The 26201-nt window shown below is 42.9% G+C and carries 27 protein-coding genes; all 27 read right to left on the bottom strand.

What is annotated here, in order from left to right; all coding sequences use genetic code 11:
- Positions 1-5: 5 nt before the first annotated feature.
- Positions 6-2150, bottom strand: coding sequence for a DUF616 domain-containing protein (locus D1814_RS10110; RefSeq protein WP_118491886.1), 2145 nt, complete (start codon positions 2148-2150; stop codon positions 6-8).
- The gene (locus D1814_RS10105; RefSeq protein ID WP_118491884.1) at positions 2147-3166 is read right to left on the bottom strand and encodes a class I SAM-dependent methyltransferase; all 1020 of its coding nucleotides are present in this window, start codon (positions 3164-3166) and stop codon (positions 2147-2149) included. The genes D1814_RS10110 and D1814_RS10105 overlap by 4 nt, the downstream gene beginning before the upstream one ends.
- Before the next feature lie 8 nt (positions 3167-3174).
- On the bottom strand, positions 3175-3996 hold the full coding sequence (locus tag D1814_RS10100) for a hypothetical protein (RefSeq protein WP_118491882.1): 822 nt from the start codon (positions 3994-3996) through the stop codon (positions 3175-3177).
- Positions 3983-6154 carry a hypothetical protein gene (locus tag D1814_RS10095; protein ID WP_118491880.1) on the bottom strand — a complete coding sequence of 724 codons (2172 nt, stop codon included), beginning with the start codon at positions 6152-6154 and terminating at the stop codon, positions 3983-3985. The genes D1814_RS10100 and D1814_RS10095 overlap by 14 nt, the downstream gene beginning before the upstream one ends.
- 268 nt (positions 6155-6422) lie before the next feature.
- Positions 6423-7766 (bottom strand): flagellin N-terminal helical domain-containing protein, encoded by a 1344-nt coding sequence (locus D1814_RS19700; RefSeq protein ID WP_118491878.1) that lies wholly within the window; start codon positions 7764-7766, stop codon positions 6423-6425.
- Between the two features lie 237 nt (positions 7767-8003).
- The gene (rplQ, locus tag D1814_RS10085; protein WP_012519212.1) at positions 8004-8405 is read right to left on the bottom strand and encodes a 50S ribosomal protein L17; all 402 of its coding nucleotides are present in this window, start codon (positions 8403-8405) and stop codon (positions 8004-8006) included.
- Between the two features lie 41 nt (positions 8406-8446).
- On the bottom strand, positions 8447-9436 hold the full coding sequence (locus tag D1814_RS10080; RefSeq protein ID WP_039217818.1) for a DNA-directed RNA polymerase subunit alpha: 990 nt from the start codon (positions 9434-9436) through the stop codon (positions 8447-8449).
- A 19-nt stretch (positions 9437-9455) separates the two neighbouring features.
- Positions 9456-10076: a 30S ribosomal protein S4 gene (gene rpsD, locus D1814_RS10075; RefSeq protein ID WP_012519214.1), complete on the bottom strand. Its 621-nt coding sequence runs from the start codon at positions 10074-10076 to the stop codon at positions 9456-9458.
- A 24-nt stretch (positions 10077-10100) separates the two neighbouring features.
- The gene (gene rpsK / locus D1814_RS10070; RefSeq protein ID WP_012519215.1) at positions 10101-10493 is read right to left on the bottom strand and encodes a 30S ribosomal protein S11; all 393 of its coding nucleotides are present in this window, start codon (positions 10491-10493) and stop codon (positions 10101-10103) included.
- 14 nt (positions 10494-10507) lie between these two features.
- Positions 10508-10864, bottom strand: coding sequence for a 30S ribosomal protein S13 (gene rpsM, locus D1814_RS10065; RefSeq protein WP_012519216.1), 357 nt, complete (start codon positions 10862-10864; stop codon positions 10508-10510).
- A gap of 175 nt (positions 10865-11039) precedes the next feature.
- Positions 11040-11156 (bottom strand): 50S ribosomal protein L36, encoded by a 117-nt coding sequence (rpmJ, locus tag D1814_RS10060; RefSeq protein ID WP_012519217.1) that lies wholly within the window; start codon positions 11154-11156, stop codon positions 11040-11042.
- Between the two features lie 38 nt (positions 11157-11194).
- Positions 11195-12514 (bottom strand): preprotein translocase subunit SecY, encoded by a 1320-nt coding sequence (secY, locus tag D1814_RS10055; RefSeq protein ID WP_012519218.1) that lies wholly within the window; start codon positions 12512-12514, stop codon positions 11195-11197.
- A gap of 5 nt (positions 12515-12519) precedes the next feature.
- On the bottom strand, positions 12520-12954 hold the full coding sequence (gene rplO / locus D1814_RS10050; RefSeq protein WP_025257628.1) for a 50S ribosomal protein L15: 435 nt from the start codon (positions 12952-12954) through the stop codon (positions 12520-12522).
- Between the two features lie 3 nt (positions 12955-12957).
- Positions 12958-13137: a 50S ribosomal protein L30 gene (gene rpmD / locus D1814_RS10045; protein WP_012519220.1), complete on the bottom strand. Its 180-nt coding sequence runs from the start codon at positions 13135-13137 to the stop codon at positions 12958-12960.
- A gap of 6 nt (positions 13138-13143) precedes the next feature.
- On the bottom strand, positions 13144-13644 hold the full coding sequence (gene rpsE / locus D1814_RS10040; protein WP_012519221.1) for a 30S ribosomal protein S5: 501 nt from the start codon (positions 13642-13644) through the stop codon (positions 13144-13146).
- 9 nt (positions 13645-13653) lie between these two features.
- Positions 13654-14007: a 50S ribosomal protein L18 gene (gene rplR, locus D1814_RS10035; protein WP_014950908.1), complete on the bottom strand. Its 354-nt coding sequence runs from the start codon at positions 14005-14007 to the stop codon at positions 13654-13656.
- Between the two features lie 12 nt (positions 14008-14019).
- Entirely contained in the window at positions 14020-14553 is a 534-nt protein-coding gene (gene rplF / locus D1814_RS10030) for a 50S ribosomal protein L6 (RefSeq protein ID WP_118491876.1), read from the bottom strand.
- Positions 14554-14566: 13 nt separating this feature from the next.
- Entirely contained in the window at positions 14567-14959 is a 393-nt protein-coding gene (rpsH, locus tag D1814_RS10025; RefSeq protein WP_012519224.1) for a 30S ribosomal protein S8, read from the bottom strand.
- Positions 14960-14972: 13 nt separating this feature from the next.
- Entirely contained in the window at positions 14973-15278 is a 306-nt protein-coding gene (rpsN, locus tag D1814_RS10020) for a 30S ribosomal protein S14 (RefSeq protein WP_012519225.1), read from the bottom strand.
- Between the two features lie 12 nt (positions 15279-15290).
- Positions 15291-15830, bottom strand: a complete 540-nt coding sequence (rplE, locus tag D1814_RS10015; RefSeq protein ID WP_012519226.1) for a 50S ribosomal protein L5 — start codon at positions 15828-15830, stop codon at positions 15291-15293.
- Between the two features lie 17 nt (positions 15831-15847).
- Positions 15848-16162, bottom strand: coding sequence for a 50S ribosomal protein L24 (gene rplX / locus D1814_RS10010; protein WP_014950912.1), 315 nt, complete (start codon positions 16160-16162; stop codon positions 15848-15850).
- A gap of 12 nt (positions 16163-16174) precedes the next feature.
- On the bottom strand, positions 16175-16543 hold the full coding sequence (gene rplN / locus D1814_RS10005) for a 50S ribosomal protein L14 (protein WP_012519228.1): 369 nt from the start codon (positions 16541-16543) through the stop codon (positions 16175-16177).
- Between the two features lie 220 nt (positions 16544-16763).
- Positions 16764-18872 carry a GAF domain-containing hybrid sensor histidine kinase/response regulator gene (locus D1814_RS10000; protein WP_118491874.1) on the bottom strand — a complete coding sequence of 703 codons (2109 nt, stop codon included), beginning with the start codon at positions 18870-18872 and terminating at the stop codon, positions 16764-16766.
- 132 nt (positions 18873-19004) lie between these two features.
- Positions 19005-20399, bottom strand: a complete 1395-nt coding sequence (locus D1814_RS09995; RefSeq protein WP_118491872.1) for a DUF4397 domain-containing protein — start codon at positions 20397-20399, stop codon at positions 19005-19007.
- 308 nt (positions 20400-20707) lie between these two features.
- Positions 20708-22396, bottom strand: a complete 1689-nt coding sequence (locus D1814_RS09990) for a S8 family serine peptidase (protein ID WP_118491870.1) — start codon at positions 22394-22396, stop codon at positions 20708-20710.
- Positions 22397-22919: 523 nt separating this feature from the next.
- Positions 22920-23660 carry a 23S rRNA (guanosine(2251)-2'-O)-methyltransferase RlmB gene (rlmB, locus tag D1814_RS09985; RefSeq protein WP_118491868.1) on the bottom strand — a complete coding sequence of 247 codons (741 nt, stop codon included), beginning with the start codon at positions 23658-23660 and terminating at the stop codon, positions 22920-22922.
- On the bottom strand, positions 23661-26078 hold the full coding sequence (rnr, locus tag D1814_RS09980) for a ribonuclease R (RefSeq protein WP_118491865.1): 2418 nt from the start codon (positions 26076-26078) through the stop codon (positions 23661-23663). It lies immediately after the preceding gene.
- Positions 26079-26201: the final 123 nt, after the last annotated feature.

Genomic DNA, 26201 nt, shown 5'->3' with positions numbered 1-26201 from the left:
GCTCCTTACAACGAACTTAGTAATTTCTTAAACTCTCGAGAAATATATTGAGGTGTCGAACGGTACTTAACAGACCGCATGATATCCATTGCAAAACGATGCTCGCTCGAACCAAAACTAGCGTGGTAATGCTCAATAGTTGCTAGCACGTCATCTAGCTCGTCAGTTTCACAAAGATAAGGATAGTCACTAGTTAGATAAAATCGCGCGTCGCCCTCTGACTTAGGGATTATGATTGCTGAATTACAATGGGCTGCCGTAAAGCCTTTTAGAAATGGTTTGAAACCATCAATCTCTCTACGATTTCTAACCGCATAGTGACAGTTGTAATTTGCAAGTTCTGATATCCATTCCTTAGTTCTGGTCTTTGTATTCGTTAATACAAAGCCTACCTTGTCAGGTATATCATCCCGCCACTTAGCATTAACTAATTCACCAAAGTACCCTATGGAAGACTTATCTGTCTTGTAAGGCAAGTTCGGGATCTCAGGATCAGTATGATGCGTTATCATGTGCGATAGCTTGGACGGGAAGTACTTCTTGTAATATAGGAGTTGCTGAATTGATGACGCAATTAATACATCACATATCGCAACTAATTGTTCACGAGGAGGATCGTCTACAAAATCGAAAGCGATTATATTACCATTTTCTTTTAGAAGTGATATTTCATCTTTAGTTGCTTTTTTTAAAAAACCTTTGGTGATTACTACTAAGGCATTTTTAATAGAAGATAAGTACTCTTCATTCACATAATTTACGGATAGGGAGTCAACTTCTTTCGCAATGATTTCCGATAGCTGATAACCTCTCATATAAGTCGAGGCTACCTGCTTTTGGTTTTCACGGTAAACAAAGTAAACTTTTTTCGAAGCCAGAACCGAGGGGGATTCCCCGTTCTTTTCGTCGCAAAACTTTGTATTAAGCGGATTACCTTTATGTGGCAATTTCACAAAAAAATCATTTAGTCTTGTAGTACCGAACTCTTCTCTAAATACACTAGGACGAACACCTAATTGCTCCATTAGGCTTGTGAGACCAGGCTGGTCTCTATTTCCCCTATCCTTGATAAACTCCCACCATTCTTCCATCAATTCTGAGACAGAAGAATCTCGATGATCTCTCCAAAGAAAGCAGGCCTCAATCATGCCTGAGTTTCTTTTTACCCCTTCCTTTTGAAAATGAAGAAACTGCTCTAGCATTTTATTTGGTTCGTGCCTAAAACTCGAAATTATAGCTGCCAGTTCATCATAAATATCAGATCGCTCAGGATGTACCCAAGCAGCAAAGGGGTAAGTAATACAAGTAGAAAGTAACTTCGTTATATCCGCCAATATGAAGATATTAGAATCAAGATATAGTGAGCAATCATAATCTCGTAGAAATTCGTGCGGTAGTATTTTGTATTTACGGTTTTCTAAGATAGGGTTGCTTTCAGTTAGCTCAACGACACGAAATTCCCAGCCTGGAGTAGCCCGAATTCGATCAGTGAAGCAGATAAATTCCACATGGTCTGATCCTTCTAGAATTGGCGGAAGGTCATCATAATCACCAAAGAGCGCTGTATAGACACATACTTTTTCCGAAACTCTTTTCAAATAGCTGTCTTTCGCAATTTTTGGAAAAACTTGCGAGTTATTATTATCTCTCAAGTTAAGTTTTCTCAACGACGAAAAGTTATTTTCTTGCGATTTAGAAAAATATTCCTGCCAATAATGAATAGAAAGCGCTGTATTGCCAGTATTCATGCAGCAAATTGCTGAGGTCTGCAAATATATACGAATATTGACAAATCCTAAATGTGACGCAAGTCGGCATAGTAAAAAAGCTTCTACATAATTTCTTCTTTGTAGGAAAAACTCTAAGTTGGATGCCAAATCTTTCTCGGTAAGTTTCGCCTCTTGTGCCTGAACGACGCATGCAAAAACTAAAAATAAGTATTTTTTTTGTTTCCGTAAAGCCCCTAACTTACTTTTTTTTAGTTCAAACTCATCAATACCCAATATTGTTAAAAGTTCACAAAGAAGTTGGCTATTGAATTGTAAAGTATTTAGTTTATAAACTAAGTGTTGTGAAACGTCTTTAAGCCCGCCCTCGTCTGCTCTTTTTAAAATTATAGCTATATTAGAAAGCCGCTGTTCGTCACTCATCTTCTATTAATTTCCGTATGATTATTCTTTATGTATTCGTCACCAGTAATTAACCCTTTGCTGCCAGTTACCACTCTTTTGCCAACCAAACTGATCGGCGTAAGAGCTTTCCTTATTACTACAATCGAGTTATAAAAACTAATTGACTCTATATCTCTGTACTCTGAATTTTCCTTACCGATTCTACGCTCTTTTTCTGCTAAATTATCTGGCAAATGACCCCAAAATTCATAATTTGGATAGTCAACAAATTCTTTTAAACGATTTATAATAGACTTTGAATCAAACAGCCCTCCACCGAATTCTGCCCAGTAGCTACAATGTAAATCCTCTAAAATATAAACCCCACCAGGCTTTACATATCTGTAGTAGTTACGCAGGTTTTTAATGCAGTCGCTAGAGTCATGAGAACCGTCATCGATAATGATATCGAACTTAGGGCATAGTTTTGTTATTTCCTTACAAACTTCCGATGTTCCTGCATCTCCTACTATAACGCTTATATTATTTTTGTCGTAAGAAAGTTCTTTACATTGTGGATTTACATCGCACCCTATTAGTCTTTCCGCCTTTGGAAAATACTTATGCCAAATCTCTAAAGAGCCACCATTTTGAACACCTATTTCTAAGAGCGATATTGAAGACTCGGCATAGGGAGACAGGACTTCGTCATATACTTTAAGGTACGAAGACCATTTGTCAGAAATTTTTCCAGTGTGGTGTTCATAAAGCTCTTTTAAAGAAGCTTTACCTTTCGAGTTTGATAAAACTTTCCATAATTCAATTACAGGCTTATGATAGTTTTCCGGTAGAGTGGGCTGCACCACTTGTTCGAAATCGCCAATTGTTGGCTTATCAGGCTCTTTTGATACAAGGTCCAGAAGCCTTATAGAAAAGCTACTATTAGTAAAAAACATTGATTTACTAAACGAGTCCAGCCTACTTTTGAAATCAAAATAAGACTCTGAACTACACATGATAGCAATCACTGCGTTATCTGAAGGTTCAAGCGTCATAGATATCTTCACTCTTTAGAAAGATTTATTAACATGCGGTGGTTTTCTAACGCCAACTTCTCTAAATTATTTTCAAGTAATGATAACTTCGAATCTTTGTCATCGATTAGACGTTGTAATTCTGCGTTTTTATCGGACAAAAGGGATCCTTGTAACTTACTTTCTTTTAACAACTTGAGGTGCGTAATTTCACTTTCCCCTAACTCCGTGTTTTTTTCCTCTAAAACTTTAATTTTTGATTCAAATTCTTGAATGAGTTTACGGCCGCACGAGTAAAATTTGCAAATACTAACCTTACCAACACTCATTTTTTTACCACGTAAAAAACGTTGCTTTTTGAGTAGTTCACCCGCGCTAGTTTCGTTCATACATTTATTGAGCCTATGATCGCTGGCGTAGTAGAAGGTCTCAGAGTTCAACAGGGGCAACTGTTCAATAACCTCTTCCCAAATTTCGGCGGGGATGAACTGATTGGCCAGCATAATATCGCAAATGCTTTCTTTTTCTAGACCAATGTTTTGCACGTACTCAGGAAAAGCGATTGTCTTAGAACCGATAGAGTTCGTCGCTAAAATTTCGTTACCTAAAAATTCAACTTTTTCCGAATAGGCAATATTTTCTAATGCTTCGCATTCAAAGAGAGAAGTATCATTGTCTTCTACCAAAACTGAACATTCTACTTTTACCTTCTCACGACATTGTGGGCTCAATGACGCAATATCATAAAAGGGCTGACCAACCAAATAGACAGTATCATAAAAAAATACTGTATTTTCAAAGAGTGTAAGGTCAATTATAGGCCCAATCCAAATCAGATTATTTTTTTTCAAAATCTACTCGCTCAAGTAATTTTGGAGAAGCAACTCTTCCTTCTGTCTGTCCATATTTGATAAAATGTAAAAGTGGATTAATTCCACTTTCCCTAACATCAGGATAACGTTCTAAATACCAAACTGTATCAAAATGAGGGCTGGGCATTCTAGCCTCTGTTGCACCGAACAATAAGTAATGTTCAGCTGGATTTATCCCAGATTCTTGAACATCTGGATAAGTTCGAAGATACCACTCTATATCGAAGTACTCACTTGTCGCAATTTGGCTCGTATCTTGTTGCCTAGCTTCAATTGCACTTTTGCGGCGAAAGTTTTTTATATTTGATAATGCGCCTTTTGCGCGACCAAAGAATGAGCTGCTCGCTTTTAGTTCACCTTCTAATAGAAACTTTTCATAACTCAGAATGTTATAATTCAATTTAAGCTTACTAAAACGATTGTTAAGTTTTGTGCTATCTCTTGATACCACAATAAGCTTAGAAAGCGTCTCTTTCTTTTCTGCTTGTAATTGTTCAATATGTTTGTTCTTATTTTCAAGGGACGTCGCGAAGGTAAGCTGATTTGACGACAATTGTTCGAAAAGGGATTTGTTCTCTTCTTCAAGTTTAGTGACGTTTTTAGCGTGTCTATCAATGAACATTTTATGCTCTGACTCTTTTTCATCTATCATGGCTATAAGCGCTTTGTGATCACGAGTCTGTTTTTCTACAGCTTTTTCTAGATTTAAATTTCTTTCTTGTTCTAGTTTCAACGCTTTCGCTACAGCATTCCTTTTCTCTTGTTCTGTTTTTAGTGCTCGATTTATAATATCAGCTTGCTGCTTGAGAGAGTTTATTTCGGTCCGCTGCGTACTTTGCATATCAACGCTTTTAGCTAAGTTTCTTTTAGTGTCATTAAAAGCTTCACGGATATTCTGTAACTCAAATAATGTGTTCTCGTAGTTTTTAAGTGCGAAACCATAATCATGTCGAATTGCATTCTTTTCAAGCTCAACACTTTCATGACTTTTCATTTTAAGCCTAAGTTCGTCTATAGATGCTGCATAACTATTGGTTAAAGCGTTAAGCTTTTCTATATCTGATTGATAAAGCTCGGCATTAGTGCTGGCTTCGGCTAACTGCTTTGCAAGTTCTTGGTTCTTATCGACAAGCTTTTTCTCATTCTCTTTTTTATTTTGATATGATATTTTGTGTGCTCTTAGATCACTATTTAACTTCTCGACATCTGATTTATAACGTTCTGCGAGATCACTCGAATTTGATAAGCGCTTTTCAAGCTCCGAATTCCTTCCAGAATATTCTTCTTTAGCATCGCGCAGTTTTTCAATTTCAGTTTTTTGCTCGTTTATCACGCTTTCAAGTTGTTTGACTCTAGACTCGTAATTATCTATCAGAAGTTTAGATTCTTCTAAATGCTTTTCTAACTCTACTTGAGTAGAGCTTAATGATTGATTTTCAACCTTAAGTTCTTCTACTTCCAGTGTTCTCTCTCTCGAAGTATTGTTGACTCTAGTCAGTTCAGACTCGGAAAGCTTCGATTGAATCTCTTTTTCTTCTAAAGACTTTGTCAGCTCGTTTATTTGGCTTTTTAAGCCTTCAAGCTCATTCATACAAGATTCTTGTTGAGATTTATAAGTATCGACCTTATGTCCGTCTTCTAGTATGTTAATTAATTTATTTATATTGACCTGTGATTTAAAATGTTCAGGAAAGCCTACGTTGTAACTAGACACGCACACTAGCTTTAATTGGCTAACTAAACGTGAATACTCACGGTTGTCGGATAGTAAAAGTGTCAACGCGATTATATTGGCATCCTGCGCGCTTAGCGGTTCACTTGAGCTTGTTACGACCTCCCAGTCATTTCCATTTTTAAATAGCTCAGCACTACTACTTCCTAAAAAAATGACCTTCATATCCTCACTATCGCCAAGGTAAAAGGTAACAGTACGAGCCACTTGCATCCATTTATCTCTAGTAGCCTCAAGACTTAAAGGGTTTAGCTTTGAAAATAAATAGATATCAGGAAAAATTAAAACTGAATCATACCCATAGTCTAGTAAACTTTGCTCAATAGTTTCTTCGTATGTTTCGAGTTCATATTCACTCAGGTTTTGTTTTAATTTTAACCCTTTTGGGTAAACAATTTTTTTCATTCCTAATAATTACCTATTGAACAGCTAGAGCTTAGAATAAAAGCTATACATTTAATGAAAATAGACGATTTTTGGCTGACTCTAAAAATTTTTAAAAGTCTTTTGTATGTTTTATGACCACCCCGACCTTTACTTGATCAGTTAGGCACGTAAAGGGATATGAGAGGTATACCTTATTATATTAACCTTTATCAGAGGAATATTACAGACGGGCATTTAAGAGAAATAAATCGCCCCTCTTCATGTTTACCAAATAGACTAAATCGAACTATTTAGTCAATTGGCTCAACAACCCCAAAACCTGTTCATCGCTAGACTTAGCCTGGGCCCGGACAGAAATACTCGCTTGTTCTACTATTTGCGCTTGAGTAAGCAATGCGGTTTCAGACGCAAAGTCTGCGTCAGTTATTTGTGAGTGGGCGCGGCTTATATTTTCAAAACCTATCGTATTGTTTCGAATGGCTGATGCCATTTGATTCATCTTAGCGCCGTAAAATGCACGGCTTTCACTTACAGATTTCAATACACTATCTATTTGTTCAAGTGCGCTTTCTGCATTACTTTCATTCTGTATTGACGTGCCATCTACCCCAAGGTCAGCTAACGTAGCGGGTGTTTTACCAAGTTCAATGAAATCAGTGCCAACACCAAGTTTGTTTGTTGCGGTGATGTCTAGGGGGCCTAATGTGAAGGTTGGTCCACCTTCGTTACCAAGCGACGTCCACGACGCGGTTACATTGAAAGCACCAGAACCAATAACTGAGATTATTAACGGCTGAGCATTGCTTGCAATAGTCAAAGTCTCGTTCAAGTTTCCGCTAGCGTTCTGGTCTCCAGTAAAAGAGATACTATTTCCATCAATAGTTGCTGAACCGCTTGTGAGTAAATTGCTGTCATCATAGCTTGCCGATGGTTCATACCCATTAGTTGGTAAGAAGAATGTGCTTTCAATAGACGCGCTGTCTGAAATGCCGTTACCATTCCATGTACTTGAAGACAGTGGCGTTCCTACTAGATGTTTACCGTTTACAGTAAATACTTGGATATCATCATTGGCGCCGTTGTCATTTACGTTTATTTGGATATTTGTAGAGCCTGCGGGAATATAAGCTATAGAGCGCAATCCACTTGTCATATTTTGAGTTACGCCGTTAGTAAAGGTGCTACTAAGAGAGGGGACATTTGCAGAAAGCAGATCGCTGTCATCAACTAATGGCAACCGGTTGAACGCTTCGGTGTTGTACGCTATACCATTAAGTGCGTTTTTTAGTTGTTGGAATTCTTTATCCAAAGCAGCACGATCGCTTACCTTATTAATACCATTTTGTGACTGTATTGCCAATTGCCGCATTCTTTGCAGTATGGCGGCAGACTCTTGCAGTCCGCCTTCTGCAATTTGTGCATAGCTGATACCATCATTTAGATTTCGATTAAGCTGCGTATAGCTATTTTCTTCAGATGCAAGTCTGTTAGATATCTGAAGACCAGCGCTATCGTCAGCAGCTCTGTTTATCCTTAACCCAGAACTCAAGCGCTCTAGGCGTGTTGATAGCGCGGTATTTTGTAAAGTCGAAAGACCTAAAGACTGGTAATTTCCCGTAACCGATAGCACGTTATATCCTTTACGCTTCTTGCCTTATTGAATGCAAATGTACAGTGAACTTTGAATAGTTCCTCGCAATAAATTAACGTTAACAATATACATGCCAATTAACTCCATTTACGTTCTCCGTAGCCAACTGTAGAACGATAGTGGGTTCAGAGTCGCAACTCTGAGCCCAATATTCATCGGGCACAAAAAAAGGGGCCTGAGTTTTCACTCAGGCCCCTTTTTCTAATCGAGTATTAATTACTCTTCAGTTGCTTCTACTGCTTCTTCTTCAGCTTCTACAACTGGACGGTCAACTAGCTCAACATATGCCATTGGGGCATTGTCGCCAGCACGGAAACCGCATTTAAGAATGCGAGTGTAACCGCCTGGGCGAGCTTCGTAACGAGGACCAAGCTCGTTGAATAGTTTACCTACAACCTCTTTGTCACCAGTGCGGGCAAAAGCTAGACGGCGGTTTGCAACGCTGTCTTCTTTAGCCATAGTGATTAGAGGCTCGATTACGCGACGTAATTCTTTCGCTTTTGGTAACGTAGTTTTGATCACTTCGTGCTTGACCAAAGAACCGGCCATGTTTTTGAACATAGCTTGACGATGGCTGCTGTTGCGATTCAACTGACGACCACTCTTACGATGGCGCATAGTTTTATCCTTCTCTACAAATCAGTTTGATAAAAACCTGATTAATCTTTTTCAGCGATGCTCTCTGGCGGCCAGTTTTCTAGGCGCATGCCTAGAGAAAGACCACGAGATGCTAGAACATCTTTGATTTCAGTTAGCGATTTCTTACCAAGGTTTGGCGTTTTAAGTAGCTCAACCTCAGTGCGCTGTACCAGGTCACCAATGTACTGGATAGCTTCTGCTTTCAAACAGTTTGCAGAACGTACTGTTAGCTCTAGGTCATCTACTGGGCGAAGCAGAATCGGATCGAATTCTGGCTTCTCTTCTTTCGCTTCTGGCTCAGATACATCACGTAGGTCTACGAATGCATCTAGCTGTTCAGCTAGGATAGTAGCAGAACGGCGGATCGCTTCTTCAGGATCTAAAGTGCCGTTCGTCTCCATGTCGATGATTAGTTTGTCTAGGTCTGTGCGTTGTTCAACACGTGCAGACTCTACACTGTAAGCAATACGTTCAACTGGGCTGTATGAAGCGTCTACTAACAAACGACCAATTGGACGATCATCTTCTTCAGAGGAGCGACGGGTAGAAGCTGGTACATAACCACGGCCCATTTCTACTTTGATGCGCATGCTGATTTCAGCTTCGCCAGTCAAAGTACAAATAACATGCTCAGGGTTTGCAATTTCTACGTCGCCATCATGCTGAATATCACCAGCAACAACAGGGCCAGCGCCAGATTTCACTAGAGTTAGGGTTGCCTCAGTTTTACCTTCAAGGCGAACCGCTAAACCTTTAAGATTTAGCAAGATCTCAATTACGTCTTCCTGAACACCTTCTTTGGTGCTGTACTCGTGAAGAACGCCGTCAATTTCTACCTCGGTAACTGCACATCCTGGCATAGATGACAGTAAAATACGACGTAGGGCGTTACCTAGAGTGTGGCCAAAGCCGCGCTCTAGTGGTTCCAAAGTTACTTTGGCACGAGTAGGAGAAACGTTTTCGATCTCAACTAATCTCGGTTTTAGGAATTCAGTCACAGAACCCACAATGCTTCCTCTTTAGTTAGCTTTACTTAGAGTAAAGTTCGACGATCAACTGTTCGTTAATTTCCGCAGACAGGTCAGTTCTTTCAGGAACGCGCTTGAAAGTGCCTTCCATTTTGCTGCTGTCTACTTCAATCCAGGTTGGCTTCTCACGTTGGTCAGCCAGTTCCAAAGCAGCAACGATACGCGCTTGCTTTTTAGCCTTTTCACGAACAGAAACCACGTCTTCGGCAGAAACGTTAAACGATGGGATGTTCACAACTTGACCATTTACCATGATCGCCTTGTGGCTAACTAGCTGACGTGCTTCAGCACGAGTGCTAGCGAAACCCATACGGTAAACTACGTTATCAAGACGCTGTTCTAAAAGCTGTAGCAAGTTTTCACCTGTGTTGCCTTTTAGACGTGCAGCTTCTTTATAGTAGTTGCGGAATTGTTTTTCCAGAACGCCGTACATACGACGAACTTTTTGTTTTTCACGCAGCTGAACACCGTAGTCAGACAGACGGCCACGACGGGCACCGTGCTGACCAGGCGCTGTATCGATTTTACATTTAGAATCGATTGCGCGAACGCCGCTTTTTAGGAACAGGTCAGTTCCTTCGCGACGGCTAAGTTTGAGTTTAGGACCCAAATATCTTGCCATGATCTTTCTCCAACTGTCCGTCGATTAAACGCGACGTTTTTTCGGTGGACGACAACCGTTGTGAGGAATAGGGGTCACATCGGTAATGTTTGTGATCTTATAACCTGTAGCGTTAAGAGCACGGATCGCAGACTCACGGCCTGGACCTGGACCTTTAACGAATACTTCAAGGTTCTTAAGACCGTATTCTTGTGCAGCAACACCTGCACGCTCAGCAGCTACCTGTGCAGCAAATGGGGTAGATTTACGTGAACCACGGAAACCTGAACCACCAGATGTCGCCCATGCTAGTGCATTGCCTGAACGGTCTGTAATAGTCACAATTGTGTTGTTGAAAGACGCATGGATATGAGCCATTCCGTCTGCAACCTGACGTTTAGCGCGCTTACGCGTGCTACGAGCTGGTGCTTTAGCCATAACTTACTCCCCGTTTACTTCTTAATTGGCTTACGAGGACCTTTACGGGTACGCGCATTAGTTTTAGTGCGCTGACCACGTAGAGGCAAGCTACGACGGTGGCGAATACCACGGAAGCAACCCAGGTCCATCAAACGTTTGATGCTCATAGAGACTTCACGGCGTAGATCACCTTCAACGGTGAATTTAGCCACTTCGTCACGAAGCTTATCAATAGTAGCTTCGTCTAGCTCTTTGATTTTTGTATTTTCTGCAACACCAGCACCCGCACAAATGCTTTTCGCACGTGTGGGACCAACGCCATAGATCGCTTGGATAGCGATTACAGCATGCTTGTGCTCAGGAATGTTAATGCCAGCGATACGGGCCATTAACAGCACTCCTCTTGTTTATTTGTCGACGACCTAAAAAGCCCGATAGGATACTTACCCGTCGACTAAATTGCAAATTAAGGTACAAAATACTTTTAAACAAAACTAGCAGAACCTGACAAGTATAATTCAGGTTCTGCTCACTTAGTCTTGCAAATATTCTGTTCCGCTTTGATTAGCCCTGACGCTGCTTATGCTTTGGGTCAGAACTGCAAATTACACGCACAACACCGTTGCGCTTGATAACTTTACAGTTACGGCAAATCTTTTTTACTGATGCACGAACTTTCATTACATCTTTCCCCTTTCTATCAATATTAAGGGGCTAACTTATCGGCCGTAGCCTTTAAGGTTAGCTTTCTTCAGCACAGACTCATATTGACTAGACATCAAATGCGTCTGAACTTGTGCCATAAAGTCCATGATAACCACTACAATAATCAGAAGCGACGTACCACCGAAGTAGAACGGAACATTCCAAGCGATTAGCATGAATTCAGGCACTAAACAAATAAAGGTTATGTACAGTGCGCCAGCCAGTGTAAGGCGAGTCATTACCTTGTCAATGTATCGTGACGTTTGCTCACCCGGGCGGATGCCTGGGATGAACGCACCAGACTTCTTCAAGTTATCTGCTGTATCACGCGGGTTGAATACCAACGCCGTGTAGAAGAAGCAGAAGAAGATAATCGCAGCTGCGTATAACATCACGTACAGCGGTTGACCAGGAGATAGCATAAGCGCTACATCTTGCAACCACGCTGTTGATTCATTCTGTCCGAACCATCCTGCGATGGTACCCGGGAACAGAATAATGCTAGAAGCAAAGATTGGTGGAATTACACCAGCAATGTTGACTTTTAGCGGTAAATGGGTGCTTTGCGCAGCAAAAACCTGACGGCCTTGCTGACGTTTTGCATAGTTTACCACAATTCTGCGCTGTCCGCGCTCTACAAATACAACTAGGTATGTAAGAGCGATAACAATTGCGCCAATCAACAGTAGGAACAACAAGTTAATGTCGCCCTGCCTTGCTTGTTCCGCAGTCTGACCTATCGCTGTTGGCAGACCGGCAACAATACCAGCAAAAATCAATATAGAGATACCGTTACCAATACCTCGTTCGGTAATTTGCTCACCTAACCACATTAGGAACATAGTTCCTGTGACTAGACTCACCACTGCCGTAAAGTAGAATCCGAAGCCAGGGTTTATCACCAATCCATTAATCAGGTTAGGCAAACCAGTCGAGATTCCAATAGATTGGAAGATAGCCAATACAAGCGTTAGATAACGCGTGTACTGACTAATTTTACGACGGCCTGCTTCGCCTTCTTTTTTAAGCTCCACCATCGGCGGATGAACCACCGAGAGCAACTGCATGATAATGGATGCAGTAATGTATGGCATAATGCCCAAAGCCAGAACGGATGCACGCTCAAGCGCACCACCAGAGAACATGTTAAACATTTCTACAATGGTGCCTTTTTGTTGCTCGAACAAGTCAGCAAGTACCGCTGGATCGATGCCAGGGATAGGAACGTAAGAACCTAGTCTGAATACAACAATCGCACCAAGTACGAACAACAATCTTGCCTTAAGCTCACTCAAGCCGCTTTTAGCGCCTGAATCCAATCCTGGTTTAGCCATCTAGCTTATTCCTCTACTTTACCGCCAGCAGCTTCAATCGCTTCTTTAGCGCCTTTAGTAACCTTCAACCCGCTTACTGTAACAGCGCGTGACACTTCACCGCTCTTAACTACTTTAACGAACTGGATTTCTTTCTTAACAAGTCCAGCTGCTTTTAAAGTCTCAAGAGACGCAGTATCACCATCAACCTTCGCGATTTCAGCAAGAGTTACCTGATCAGTAACAAAGCTCTTGCGTGAAGTGAAACCGAACTTAGGAAGACGACGCTGTAATGGCATCTGACCACCTTCGAATCCTGGCTTAACACGGCCACCTGAACGGCTTTTTTGACCTTTGTGACCTACGCCACCTGTTTTACCAAGACCTGAGCCGATACCACGACCAGAACGCTTACCAGTAGGCTTTGAACCTTCGGCTGGAGAAATTGTATTTAAACGCATGTCTTACTCCTCCACTATCTCAACCATGTAATGTACACGGTTGATCATGCCACGAACGGCTGGGGTATCTTCCAGTTCACGAACATGGTTGATTTTACGAAGGCCTAAACCTTTAAGCGTAGCTTTGTGCTTTGGCAAGCGGCCAATTGCACTTTTAGTTTGCTTTACTTTAATCGTTGCCATGTCTGATTACCCCAAAATTTCTTCTACAGACAATCCACGCTTCGCAGCAACTTTCGCCGGGCTATTCATTTCTGTTAGCGCGTTGATTGTTGCACGTACAACGTTGATTGGGTTTGTAGAGCCGTAACATTTTGAAAGTACGTTTTGTACACCAGCTACTTCAAGTACTGCACGCATCGCACCACCGGCAATAATACCGGTACCTTCAGATGCTGGCTGCATGTAAACTTTAGAGCCAGAGTGACGACCTTTAATCGGGTGCTGTAACGTGTGACCGTTAAGGTCTACGTCAACCATGTTGCGACGAGCCTTTTCCATTGCTTTTTGGATTGCAGCAGGTACTTCACGTGCCTTACCGTAACCAAAACCAACGCGACCGTTACCGTCACCCACTACTGTCAATGCAGTGAAACTAAAGATACGACCACCTTTAACCACTTTAGAAACGCGGTTTACAGCGATCAATTTCTCTAGAAATTCACCATTTTGAACGTCTTGTTTAGCCATTATAAACTCCTAGAACTGAAGACCAGCTTCGCGAGCTGCATCAGCTAATGCTTTAACGCGACCGTGGTATTGGAAACCACTACGATCGAAAGCCACTGTTTTAATGCCTTTCTCAAGCGCGCGCTCTGCGATTGCTTTACCGACTACCGTCGCTGCTTCAGCGTTACCTGTAGACTTAAGATCTTTTGCAAGATCTTTCTCAACAGTTGAAGCCGCTGCCAACACTTCAGAACCGCATGGAGCGATTAACTGAGCGTAGATGTGGCGAGGTGTACGGTTAACTACCAAGCGATGCGCGGCCAGTTCACGAATTTTTGCTCGTGCGCGAGTAGCGCGACGAATGCGAGCTGTTTTCTTATCCATCGTATCACCCACCTACTTTTTCTTAGCTTCTTTACGACGTACGTGTTCGTCAGCGTAACGTACACCTTTACCTTTGTAAGGCTCTGGTGGACGGTAACCACGAATGTTCGCCGCAACCTGACCAACCACCTGCTTATCGGCGCCTTTAACGACGATTTCAGTTTGGCTAGGAGTTTCAACCGTAATGCCTTCAGGCATTTCGTATACTACAGGGTGAGAGAAACCTAGTGTAAGGTTTAGCTTGGCACCTTGTGCTTGTGCACGGTAACCAACACCTAACAGAGTAAGTTTTTTCTCGAAACCTTGTGAAACACCTTGAACCATTGCGTTCAGGATAGAGCGAGCAGTACCTGCTTGTGCCCAGCTGTCAGCGAAACCTTCACGTGGAAGTGCTTTAAGTTGGTTCTCTTCCTGTGCAACTTCTACAGCGTCATTGAAAACGCGGGTCAAAGTGCCTTTACTACCTTTAACAGTAACTTCTTGACCAGAGATAGAAACTTCTACACCTGATACAACGTCTACTGGGGCTTTTGCTATACGTGACATTTCAACTCCTCCGTTATGCTACATAACCGATGATCTCACCGCCCATGCCAGCGTTACGCGCTGCACGGTCAGTCATCACACCTTTAGAAGTCGACACGATAGCTACGCCTAAACCACCCATAACCTTTGGAAGCTCATCTTTTTTCTTATAGATGCGCAGACCAGGACGGCTTACACGTTCGATAGTGTCAATTACTTGCTTGCCTTCGAAGTACTTAAGCGTAACTTCTAAAACAGGCTTAACGTCACCAGAAGCAGCGAAGTCAGTGATATAACCTTCAGCTTTTAATACTTCGCAAATTGCAACGCGAAGTTTAGAAGAAGGCATAGTCACAGAAACTTTCTGTGCCATCTGGCCGTTACGGATGCGGGTAAACATATCCGCGATAGGATCTTGCATGCTCATTATCAGCTACTCCTTACCAGCTGGCTTTCTTAAGGCCAGGGACTTCACCGCGCATCGCTGCTTCGCGAAGCTTAATACGGCTAAGACCGAATTTGCGTAGGTAACCATGTGGACGACCAGTTACACGGCAACGGTTACGTTGACGTGAAGAACTAGAGTCACGTGGCAGTTGTTGTAGCTTCAGAACAGCGTCCCAACGCTCTTCTTCAGAAACGTTAACATCGCTGATAATCGCTTTAAGTGCGGCGCGCTTCTCAGCATACTTAGCTACTAGCTTAGTACGCTTAGCTTCGCGTGCCTTCATTGATTCTTTTGCCATAACCCTACACCCCTACTTTTTGAATGGGAAGTTAAACGCGTCCAGCAGAGCACGTGCTTCGTCATTAGTATTCGCACTGGTAGTGATAGTAATATCCATACCGCGAACTTTATCCACTTTATCGAAATCGATTTCAGGGAAAATGATTTGTTCACGCACGCCCATGCTGTAGTTACCACGTCCGTCGAATGATTTAGGATTCAAACCACGGAAATCGCGAACACGTGGAATAGCGATTGAAATCAAACGCTCTAGGAATTCCCACATACGCTCGCCGCGTAGGGTTACTTTACAGCCAATCGGATAACCTTCACGGATTTTAAAACCCGCTACTGATTTTCTAGCAACTGTAACAACAGGCTTCTGACCGGCGATAGCCGTCATGTCAGCTTGAGCATTCTCAAGTACCTTTTTGTCAGCAACTGCTTCACCTAAACCCATGTTTAGAGTGATTTTTTCAATCCGAGGGACTTGCATGACGCTTTTGTATCCGAACTGCTTAGCAAGTTCAGCTACTACTGTTTCTTTATAGAAATCATGCAGTTTCGCCATCGTACTCTCCAATATAATTAAACAAGTTCGCCGTTAGACTTGAAGAAACGTACTTTCTTCTCATCTTCGAAACGGAAACCAACGCGATCTGCTTTGCCCGTTGCCGGGTTAACAATCGCAACATTAGAAACGTGAATAGAAGCTTCTTTCTCAACGATGCCACCAGCTACGCCCAATTGTGGGTTTGGCTTAGTATGCTTCTTAACGAGATTAACGCCTTCTACAATTACACGGTTATCAGCAATAAGCACTTTAAGGACTTTGCCTTGTTTGCCTTTGTCTTTACCCGCTAATACGACTACTTCATCATCACGACGAATTTTATTAGCCATTATCGTGACTCCTTATAGTACCTCTGGGGCCAATGAGATGATTTTCATGAAGTTTTCACTTCTCAACTCACGGGTAACCGGGCCAAAGATACGCGTACCAATTGGTTGCTTGTTAGCATTAAGCATAACAGCCGCGTTACCGTCAAAACGAATGGTAGAACCATCTGCACGACGAACGCCTTTTCTAGTACGCACCACCACTGCATTCAGTACGTCACCTTTTTTAACTTTACCGCGAGGAATTGCTTCCTTAACAGTAACTTTGATGATGTCACCGATACCTGCATAACGGCGATGCGAGCCACCAAGAACCTTAATACACTGAACCCTGCGAGCGCCGCTGTTGTCTGCAACGTCCAGGTTAGTTTGCATTTGGATCATGTTAGTGCTCCGCTCTTAAATTAAGACTCTCCCGAGTCGTTAGTGCTGCTAAAAACAACTGGATATCGTTGCTTTTATGTACATACCCCCATAAAAAGGGCGCGAAATAATAACAGAAAACTTTGGGAAGTGATAGCGGTAAATTGAATTATTTTTAAACTATGTGAGCAATAAAAAAGCCCCGACTAAAAGCCGGGGCTGATAACCACGTCTTAGGTTATCAAGCAGGATCTTTTAGCGCTGAAACAGCATTTACAAACTGCTTACTCAAGTGCCGAAAAACGCATTCTTTTAAGCGACTTACACCAACTGGCTTTGATATGAAGTCGTTCATGCCAGATTTCAAGCATTTTTCTTTTTCTTTTGTTGATACATTAGCCGTTAAAGCGATTATAGGTATGTCGGCGCACTGTTGGTTTAATAACCTAATTTGTTCGCTTGCCTCTAACCCGTCCATCACAGGCATATGACAGTCCATAAATATGAGTGCATAAGGAGACTTTTCAGCCATTGAGCGCTTAACTTTCTCTAAGGCTTCCTCTCCGTTTACTGCTAAATCACTAACAATACCTATCTCTTTTAACTGCTCTTTGATAACAAGCTGGTTTATTTCGTTGTCTTCAACAATAAGCGCCTTAAACGCGCGCAGCTCTTCTTTGCTTGGTTGGTAGGCATCGTTCTGAGCAACAGTTTTTTCTGCGACAGCACCTGCCTTTGCATCATCTAATGTAAGCGTAACGGTAAAGCGAGCACCAATGCCCAGCTCACTACTCACTTCAATTTTTCCGTTATAGTGTTCGACTATTTGTTTAACAATTGCTAAACCCAGCCCTGTTCCACCAGACATACGCTGTGTTGAACTGTCTGCTTGCATAAACGGAATAAAAATTATTTTCTGCTGTTGAGCACTGATACCAATTCCAGTGTCAGTAACAATTAACCTAACTCGGTAGCGCCCTTTACCGTAACGCACGCATCTTGTCTCAACGGTCACTTCACCTTCTTTAGTAAACTTAAATGCGTTATTGACCAGATTGATAAGAACTTGCCCTAACCGCAACTTATCTGCAATGAAAGTTTGCCCTTTAAGCGCTGCAGTATTTACGTTGAACGTTAACCCTTTTTCTTGGGCAAGCCTTGTGAACATGGGTATCTGTTCTTCAATTGTCTCTTCAAAGTTGGTAGGCGCGTTTTCAAAGACCATTTCCCCTGCGTCTATTTTTGAAAAATCTAAAATGTCGTTCACAATGTTAAGCAGGGAGTCTGCACTTTGCACAGCAAGGGAAGCTAATTCCATTTGTCTCGAATTTAGTGGCGACGCCATTAGCGCTTCTAACATTCCCTGAACACCATGAATAGGGGTGCGTATTTCTTGGCTCATGTTTGCCAAAAACTCACCTCTAGCTTTCAGCGCATTTTGCGCTAAATCGCTTTTATGCTGAAGTACGGCCTTGTCTATATGCATTTGCGTGATATCGACAGTAGCACCTACTACTTTAACGCATTTGCCGTTGTCCATTATGGGATGGGCTCTGCTTTCAATCCAGCGGGTTTCACCTACATCGGTTCGAATCTCAACTTCGTAAAGGAAATCCTCCCCTGTTTGTTTCATTTGCTCAAACTGTTCTGCGTACCTCTTACGATGAACCTCATCTGGGATAAACTTCAGTATATCTTCGGCCTGCATCGCACGCTCACTATGAACATGAAACATCCGCTTCAGTGCGCCCGACCAGATGACTGAGCCACTTTCTATATCTAATTCCCATGTTCCGACCCCAGCCAAATTTGTGACTTGTTTTAACAGTGAATTACGCTCTTCAAACATAGTCTTCTGCGCATTCAAATTATTCATAGACTGCTGCCGTTCAAGCTCATTGCCAATCCAAGTGGCCAGCAGTAGTAAATAATCTGTTTCTAGTTCATTAAACGGTTCATCTCTTGAAGACAGCGACGAAAAGTTCACTGTACCGTAGAACTCACCAAATACGTGAATAGGAGAAGCGAAATAACTCTTTAGCGTGTATTTATCGAAACAGGGGTGTGAAGCGCCAGGTTGTAAATCGATATTATGGTAAGCAACAACAGAACCGGCACTAGCAGTATCGGCACAATACGTATCGCAAAGGGAAAATTCTGCGCCTTTTGGTATGTCTTCGCCAGAGGTGACTACACTTAGCACACGGTACCGCTCACCTTGAATATTACTTACAATTCCTGTTTCAAGACGAAGAGCCTCTGTGCCGATACGCAGCAAATTCTCTAACTTTTTATCTAACGACATAGCCTTATCATTAGATATTTCTTGTAGGTCCCGAATAATACTCATGAGGATTTAAGCCCTCCCAGACTGCAAATAAAAAAGGCCAATGTAGTGACATTGACCTTTTAAATTTATGGGATATTTCAGGAGATGAAAGTTTTCCTTATTATCAATTAGTATAATAAATAGACTAACTAATTAATAAAGCACGTTAATTTCATATCCTGTTGCGGTGTCCGCAGGCTCTACAGTAATGATGTAGTTTTCCTCTTCAGTAAAACCGTACAAAGACGTTCTATCTAGAAGCACTTGCTCCTCGTTATCGTCTTCGTAAACCGCGATCACTTCGTAATAGTCTGACGGCAGTACTTCGCTGGTGCTTTCTGCAAACTCCAGGTTCTGCACATCATACTCTGCGGTATCAATGGTCTCGTCGTTTCTTACTAAGTAAAAGTCCACATCATCGAAATCACTCACTAAGTTGATAAAGTTAACGGTCTTATCATAAGCCTGTGGTAAACCGCTCTCTACAAACGTTGCTGCACCTAATTGGTTGTCGGTGTTGTAGATAAGAATAGCCTTACTTTCACCCTGATTAAGCGTGATTAGCTTGTTGCTAAGTGATGTTACCGTGCCTGAAGGGTCAGTGACAGTTACGCGGTAGTCGCCATAGCGAATATCACTAAATTCAGATAATTCGCCCGCTGCCAGCGTAAAGCTCACGTCTTCTTCATCTGTGTTGCCGCCAAAGGTTACGTTTAGCTCGGCATCTAGATTAGTTGAGTTGTAGATTCGATACTGTGAATCTGCTTCAACGTCGGTTAATGCTGTTACTGTTGAAGAGTTTAATACTGTATCCACCACAAGCCCTCCTTGAATAGCGCCGCTTACATCACGAAGGGTCATTAAATACTCAGTTTCGTATACAAAATCTAGTGTTTGCGATTCAAATACAACTTCATCGCTACCTGGCTCGGTAAGGTAAATTGTGTACTCATCTTCATCGAAGTATTCGCTGTCGTCATCTGCATCCCAATATTCAAACTCAATCATGTCACCAGTAGTAACAGTGCCTAAGAAATTAGCCGCTTCAAACGGGTCGCCTGATTCACTCATGTAAAAATCATACGATGAGTCATCTACGGCCACAGAAAGCGCAAACAAACGGAAGTGGTCTTCTAGTGTTTCGCGCTCATACGAATACGTAGTGAAGGTCGGATTGCTAAAATCACCGCTCATCACAACGATGGTTTTATAGCCATTTTTTAAGTCCACGGTAATTTCGTCGATGTAAACTTCTTGGTCATCAGAGTCGGTACGGATGAACTCAATTTCGTATTCGCCGTCATCCATGGAATACATAGAGGTAGCATCACCAAATTGAGCTGAACCAAAGCTATCACCATCAACCTCTCGCATTTCAACATTCGCGCCATTAGGTGATGCGTTATAAAACTGTATGTAAGCATAAGTGTAGTCTGAGCTACTGCCGTCTGAGCCACCACATGCGGTAAGCCCTAGTAGCGCCACAAGCCCTATTGCCGCTGCACGGAACCAGGTTCCATTAAGCAAAGAGTGAGAGGTCAATTGCATAAATTGAATGTCCTTTGAAGTTGTTCTTTATTGGTTTAAGACTGCGTTAACGCAAGCAGGCACATGAAATAAGTGCTGATATTGGCACGCACAATACAACGATATGGCTAACTGAGAAGGCCTTAGTTCAAGGCTTTACGCTATCTTTGCAAAGCTGACTTTTCTTTATGAAACGCGACCGTTCACGGCAGCTAATTTTGTTAGTAGAAGTTCGCTCGACGAAGCGTTTATTGAAGGAGGCTTGTAGAAAATGCAGAAAAAAGCCTGCAGGTGCAGGCTTTGAAAGTGTCTTCGGGAGACGGTGTTACTTATTCATAAGAGTATGACAGCGTCACACCGCTGTATGACGAGTACGCGCGAATGCCTATGTGCCATGTACCTGATGCTGGCGCATCAAAAGTACATACTTCACTGTTGCCATTTTGGTAAGGGCGGCAATCGTAACTATTGGTTTCTGGCTGTGAGCCGAACTTCACATAAAGGTCAGCGTCGCCTGAGCCACCAGAGGTACGAATCGTCATTTGCGATACGCCTTCTGGAATAGTCCATGTATAGCGATCCCAGCTATTGCGAGTACCTGAAAGGCCGGTAAGCTGACCTGATACTGGCTCTACACCTGGCTCAGAGCCGCCACCGCCGCCAGTGCCGCTACCATCACAGCCATTGGTATTCAGGTAGTTATATGCATCTGCAAGCTGCATCAAGCCATAGCCATAGAGGTTATCTCGACCAGCACTGCCTTTATCTTCAGCCGTTGCATTAAGCGCATTACGAATTTGGTTGTTTGAACACTGCGGGAAGTAGCTCCACACCAATGCTGCACCGCCTGCTACGTGTGGCGTAGCCATAGATGTACCGCTTAAAGACGCGTACGTATTCGTTGGGTAAGTAGATTGTACGGCGCTACCTGGTGCAGCAATTTCAACTTGATCGTTGTACTGGCTGTAACTTGCACGGTTTTCATTGGAATCTACCGCTGCAACCGACATTACTGCATCGTAAGAAGCAGGATAAGACTTAGCGCTGTTACCATCGTTACCCGCAGCAGCCACTAGCAGCATGCCGGCATCAGTGAAGCTCTGCATAGCATTTCGTTCGGTAGTAGATGAACTGCCGCCACCTAAGCTCATATTAACCACGTTTGAGCCCGCGTCTTGACACTGAGTAATCGCATCAATTAGGTCAGACGCGTAAGTCCATTGCCCATTGTCGTTAAAGATTTTAACGATATGCATATCCACACCTGGGTATACACCTACCACACCTTCATTATTATCGTATGCCGCAATAGTGCCCGCTACGTGGGTACCGTGTCCGTTACCGTCGTTATACCAGTTACCAACAGCACTGTTGTTTGCTTGACCCGTAACGCCATCGTTGGTTCCAGGCAGATCTGGGTGACCTAGGTTATAACCCGTATCGATGATACATACTTTGCGAGCCGTAGTATCTGACTGTCCAAACTGATTTGCTTGTACCATGGTGTAACCGTAAGGCGTAGTTTGCGCCATTGGCTTACGGCGAACATCCACTTCAATACTTTCTACATTAGGGTTATTGCGAAGCTTGTTTAGCGCAGACTTACTCATAGTAGCTGCCACCATTTTGTGCTTCTTAAGCTCTTTCTTAATCGAACCACCGGCTTTTCTAACTTCAGATTTAGCTGAGGCAATGCTGAAAGGCTTCTTGGTTTTCAGTTTAGTCTTAACCTTTGATTTAGCTTTGCTACTGCTAAGCGTATCGCTTGAACTGGCCAGCTCTACAGTTTCACTTATCATTTCGTCTTTAAACTTAATGATATAGCGCTCTTGATCTACTGTGACTAGGCGGTCAACAGTTAGTCTATTGCCTAGTGCTTGTTTTAGGGTTTGCGGTTTTTCTTTAACTTTCACCAGACCTTCACCTGCTGCCATTGCAGGGTTAGCCATTAAGCCAAATGATACAGCTAGTGCAGCAGCTGTTAGACATGTGTGTTTCTTATTTAATTTTGAGTTCAAAATTTATTTCCTGTTTTATCTGTCTTATTAACTTCAGCACTGTTTTGATGCGTGCTTTTGAAGCTATTTGTTATTAAATGACATACAGGTATAACCATTACCTCATACGAAAAGCTCATCCGTGACAACCGACGCAACAGCGTTGCAACGACCTACCCGTTTGTCAGGTTAATAGCTAAACCGGCGATAGGCTGGTTAGCTACAGAGCTCATATTAGGCGGCTAATCAAACAGTTGAGTATGTTGCCTTAACCCTGGTGAGTATTTTTTATACCTTTTAAAATACTTAAAAAAGCATCACACTTTATGAAAAGCGCGCCAATTGTGTTCTACGAGCAAATTCATGTTAGGAATAAAATTTTATAATTAACATTTATTTTACAAGTGCAATTGTAACAAAATATTAAAACACCTATTATTTTCACTTAAAAATAAAAAAGCGTGTGACCCTTTCGGATCACACGCTTTTTTTAAAGAAATTATTATATTGCTGCAGACAGCCTGTTAATACAGGCTACCGGTTGTTACATACCGCGCTGTCTTACGATTTCGTATAAACACACGCCTGTTGCTACCGACACGTTTAAGCTCGTTACACTACCAGCCATGGGTAGCTTCACCAGTTCGTCGCAGGTTTCTTTTGTAAGTCTACGCATTCCTTTACCTTCTGCTCCCATGACTAATGCAGTAGGCCCTTTCAGGTCTACGTCATAAAGGGTTTTATCGGTTTCACCGGCGGTACCTACAATCCAAAGTCCTTTGTCTTGAAGATGCTTCAAAGTTCTAGCAAGGTTTGTAATTTGAATTAGCGGCATCACCTCGGCCGCGCCACAAGCGACTTTTCTCACTGTGCCGTTCAAACTTGCCGACTTATCTTTAGGTACAACTACAGCATGTACCCCTGCCCCATCAGCCGTACGTAAGCACGCACCTAGGTTATGAGGGTCAGTAATACCATCTAAAACCAGAATTAGTGGTTGCGACTCTCGCTCTAGTATTTTATCAAGGTCAGCTTCATCCATTACGCGAGCAGGTTTCGCTTTTGCGACTACACCTTGGTGCTGCTCGCCGTTCACTTTATCGTCGAGCGCTTTGCGCTGACTGAACTGAACTGAGATTCCAAAACGGCGCGCCTGGTTAACAATGTTGGTTAAGCGCTCATCGTTACGCCCTTTTAAAACCCACACTTCCATTACACGCTCGGGCTCTTTTTCAAGTACCGACTGCATGGCATGTAAACCGTATAACCATTCTTGCTGCGCCATTTAACGCTTACCTCTTTTATTCAATGACAGTGTTTTGCCGCTGCTACCGCCTTTTGCGCTGCTGCGACTTGACGATTTTCCACCGCTTCGACTAGACGCGCTTGAGCCGCCTTTACCTTTGTTCCCTTTCTTATCAGAACGGGAGTCTTTACCTGAGCGGGGCTTGTTATCAAAACGAGTAGGTTTGTCTGAAGACTTTTTAGCTGTCTTCACTTTTACCTTCTTGCCTTTTGTGGAGCGCAGCATAGACTTATCGAGTAATAAATCAATCTTTCTTTCATCAAGGTTTACTGCCGCAACGCTTACCTCTACTGTGTCGCCTAGTCTGAACTGACGATGGCCCGACTCACCCACCAACGCTTGTTTCACATCATCGTAATGGTAATAGTCATCATCTAGCGATGTTATGTGCACTAAGCCGTCAATATGGTATTCGGTAAGACGCACAAATAACCCAAAGTTTGTAACCGAGCTCACCACACCTTCGAAGGTATCGCCGACGTGATCAAGCATGAACTCGCATTTTAGCCAGTCGGCCACATCGCGGGTAGCGTCATCAGCGCGGCGCTCTGTCATTGAACACTGCTCACCAAGCTGCTCAATTTCTTCAACAGTGTAGTTTTTAGCACCGCTTACCGCTTTTTTACCCTGCTGTTTAGCAATAATGCCTTTTAGCGCCCGGTGTACCACTAAGTCTGGGTAGCGACGGATAGGTGATGTAAAGTGTGCGTAAGCTTCTAACGCCAAACCAAAGTGACCTACGTTTTCGCCATCGTAAACCGCTTGCTTCATCGAGCGCAGCAGCATAGTTTGAATAAGTTCTTCGTCTACTCGACCACGGGTTTTAAGCACCACATCGGTAAAGGCGGCTGGTTCTGCATCTTCTACAATGGCATGAGGGATACCAATTTCACTTAAGTAGCTGGTGAAAGCAGTAAGTCTGTCGGCATCTGGCTTATCGTGCACTCGGTATAACGCTGGCGCTTCGTGCTTTTCTAACATTAAAGCAGCACTCACGTTTGCCATGATCATGCATTCTTCAATAAGCTTGTGCGCATCGTTACGCACTAAAGGCACGATATTTTCAATTTTGCGTTGGGCGTTAAATACGAACTTCACTTCTTGGGTTTCAAACTCAATGGCGCCACGTTTAGCTCGAGCTTTTTTAAGCGCGCGATAAAGGTCGTGCAAATTGCGAAGGTGGGGTACATGAGGCTCGTAACGCTGATGAAGCTCTTTGTCGCCTTGAAGAATATTCCACACTTTGGTGTAGGTTAACCGGGCGTGCGAATTCATTACCGCTTCGTAAAACTGAAATTCTTCCAGTTTACCTTGCGCGCTGATGGTCATTTCACACACCATGCAAAGGCGGTCTACTTCAGGATTGAGTGAACACAATCCGTTAGACAGCACCTCAGGTAGCATTGGAATAACTTGGTCAGGGAAATACACCGAGTTACCGCGCTGCTGCGCTTCATCATCAAGGGCCGAGCCTGTTCTTACATAATGACTTACATCGGCTATGGCTACCCATAGTTGCCAGCCGCCATCATCTAACGGCTCGCAGTATACTGCATCGTCAAAGTCGCGGGCATCTTCGCCATCTATGGTAACAAGGGGAAGCTGGCGTAAATCAATACGACCCTCTTTGGCTTCATCTGGCACCTGATCGGTTAGCTTTTCAACCTGTTTAGTCACGCCTTTCGGCCACTGGTGTGGAATATCGAAAGTGCGAAGCGCCATTTCTATTTCCATACCTGGTGCCATATGCTCACCAAGTACTTCAACAATTTTACCCACCGGGTTCATCTTACGACGCGGACGTTGAGTAAGCTCTACCACTACCACCTGCCCCATGCGGGCACCGTTGGTACTTTCTGGCGGAATGACAATTTCATGCTGCAAACGGCTGTCATCAGGCACAACCATGCCAAAGCCCTGCTCAACAAAATAACGACCAACAATAGGCTCGCTGCGCGGCTCAATGACTTGCGTTACAAACGCTTCTTTTCTACCGCGACGGTCGGTACCGCTAATACGCGCTTCAACCACATCGTCGTGAAGGAACAGGTTCATTTGCCCTGCGCTAATAAATAAGTCACCGCTTTTGTCTTCAGGACGCAAGAAACCGTAACCATCTCGGTGGCCAATAATTCGGCCTTTAATGAGCTCATCACGGTTTTGAAGTATGTACTTTTTCTGCTTAGTGAATTGCACCTGCCCTTCGCGCTCCATGGCACGTAGTCGGCGCTGAATACCAATTCGCGCTTCTTCATCGAAAGCGTTCACCAAATTACAGATATCAAGAAACGACAAAGGCTTGTCGTGTTCTTTTAATAAACTCATTAAATATTCGCGGCTGGCTACCGGATTTTCGTACTTTTCTTTCTCGCGCTGATAATGCGGATCATCACTCATGTATTTTTAAATTACCTTTAATTACTCTGTTCAAAACGTCTTCGCTTGTGGCTTAGTTCTTCAAAGCACTATGGAAAACATTGAAATATATTTTTTAGACACATAAACCATTTTTGGTTCATG

The sequence above is a fragment of the Alteromonas sp. BL110 genome (genome assembly GCF_003443615.1).
Taxonomy (GTDB): Bacteria; Pseudomonadota; Gammaproteobacteria; order Enterobacterales; family Alteromonadaceae; genus Alteromonas.
This window is presented reverse-complemented; position numbering and strand designations above follow the sequence as displayed.

Bases quoted from the DNA above. Each gene is read 5' to 3' on its own strand.
- rnr (WP_118491865.1), bottom strand. From the start codon at position 26,078: ATGAGTGATGATCCGCATTATCAGCGCGAGAAAGAAAAGTACGAAAAT.
- rplR (WP_014950908.1), bottom strand. From the start codon at position 14,007: ATGGATAAGAAAACAGCTCGCATTCGTCGCGCTACTCGCGCACGAGCA.
- D1814_RS10095 (WP_118491880.1), bottom strand. From the start codon at position 6,154: ATGAAAAAAATTGTTTACCCAAAAGGGTTAAAATTAAAACAAAACCTG.
- rpsE (WP_012519221.1), bottom strand. From the start codon at position 13,644: ATGGCTAAACAAGACGTTCAAAATGGTGAATTTCTAGAGAAATTGATC.
- rpsH (WP_012519224.1), bottom strand. From the start codon at position 14,959: ATGAGCATGCAAGATCCTATCGCGGATATGTTTACCCGCATCCGTAAC.
- rpsN (WP_012519225.1), bottom strand. From the start codon at position 15,278: ATGGCAAAAGAATCAATGAAGGCACGCGAAGCTAAGCGTACTAAGCTA.
- rpsD (WP_012519214.1), bottom strand. From the start codon at position 10,076: ATGGCAAGATATTTGGGTCCTAAACTCAAACTTAGCCGTCGCGAAGGA.
- D1814_RS10110 (WP_118491886.1), bottom strand. From the start codon at position 2,150: ATGAGTGACGAACAGCGGCTTTCTAATATAGCTATAATTTTAAAAAGA.
- secY (WP_012519218.1), bottom strand. From the start codon at position 12,514: ATGGCTAAACCAGGATTGGATTCAGGCGCTAAAAGCGGCTTGAGTGAG.
- rplF (WP_118491876.1), bottom strand. From the start codon at position 14,553: ATGTCACGTATAGCAAAAGCCCCAGTAGACGTTGTATCAGGTGTAGAA.
- rplX (WP_014950912.1), bottom strand. From the start codon at position 16,162: ATGGCTAATAAAATTCGTCGTGATGATGAAGTAGTCGTATTAGCGGGT.
- rpsK (WP_012519215.1), bottom strand. From the start codon at position 10,493: ATGGCTAAAGCACCAGCTCGTAGCACGCGTAAGCGCGCTAAACGTCAG.
- rpmJ (WP_012519217.1), bottom strand. From the start codon at position 11,156: ATGAAAGTTCGTGCATCAGTAAAAAAGATTTGCCGTAACTGTAAAGTT.
- D1814_RS10105 (WP_118491884.1), bottom strand. From the start codon at position 3,166: ATGACGCTTGAACCTTCAGATAACGCAGTGATTGCTATCATGTGTAGT.
- D1814_RS10000 (WP_118491874.1), bottom strand. From the start codon at position 18,872: ATGAGTATTATTCGGGACCTACAAGAAATATCTAATGATAAGGCTATG.
- rpmD (WP_012519220.1), bottom strand. From the start codon at position 13,137: ATGGCAACGATTAAAGTAAAGCAAACTAAAAGTGCAATTGGCCGCTTG.
- rplQ (WP_012519212.1), bottom strand. From the start codon at position 8,405: ATGCGCCATCGTAAGAGTGGTCGTCAGTTGAATCGCAACAGCAGCCAT.
- rplN (WP_012519228.1), bottom strand. From the start codon at position 16,543: ATGATCCAAATGCAAACTAACCTGGACGTTGCAGACAACAGCGGCGCT.
- rplO (WP_025257628.1), bottom strand. From the start codon at position 12,954: ATGCGTTTAAATACAATTTCTCCAGCCGAAGGTTCAAAGCCTACTGGT.
- rplE (WP_012519226.1), bottom strand. From the start codon at position 15,830: ATGGCGAAACTGCATGATTTCTATAAAGAAACAGTAGTAGCTGAACTT.
- D1814_RS09995 (WP_118491872.1), bottom strand. From the start codon at position 20,399: ATGCAATTGACCTCTCACTCTTTGCTTAATGGAACCTGGTTCCGTGCA.
- rlmB (WP_118491868.1), bottom strand. From the start codon at position 23,660: ATGGCGCAGCAAGAATGGTTATACGGTTTACATGCCATGCAGTCGGTA.
- rpsM (WP_012519216.1), bottom strand. From the start codon at position 10,864: ATGGCCCGTATCGCTGGCATTAACATTCCTGAGCACAAGCATGCTGTA.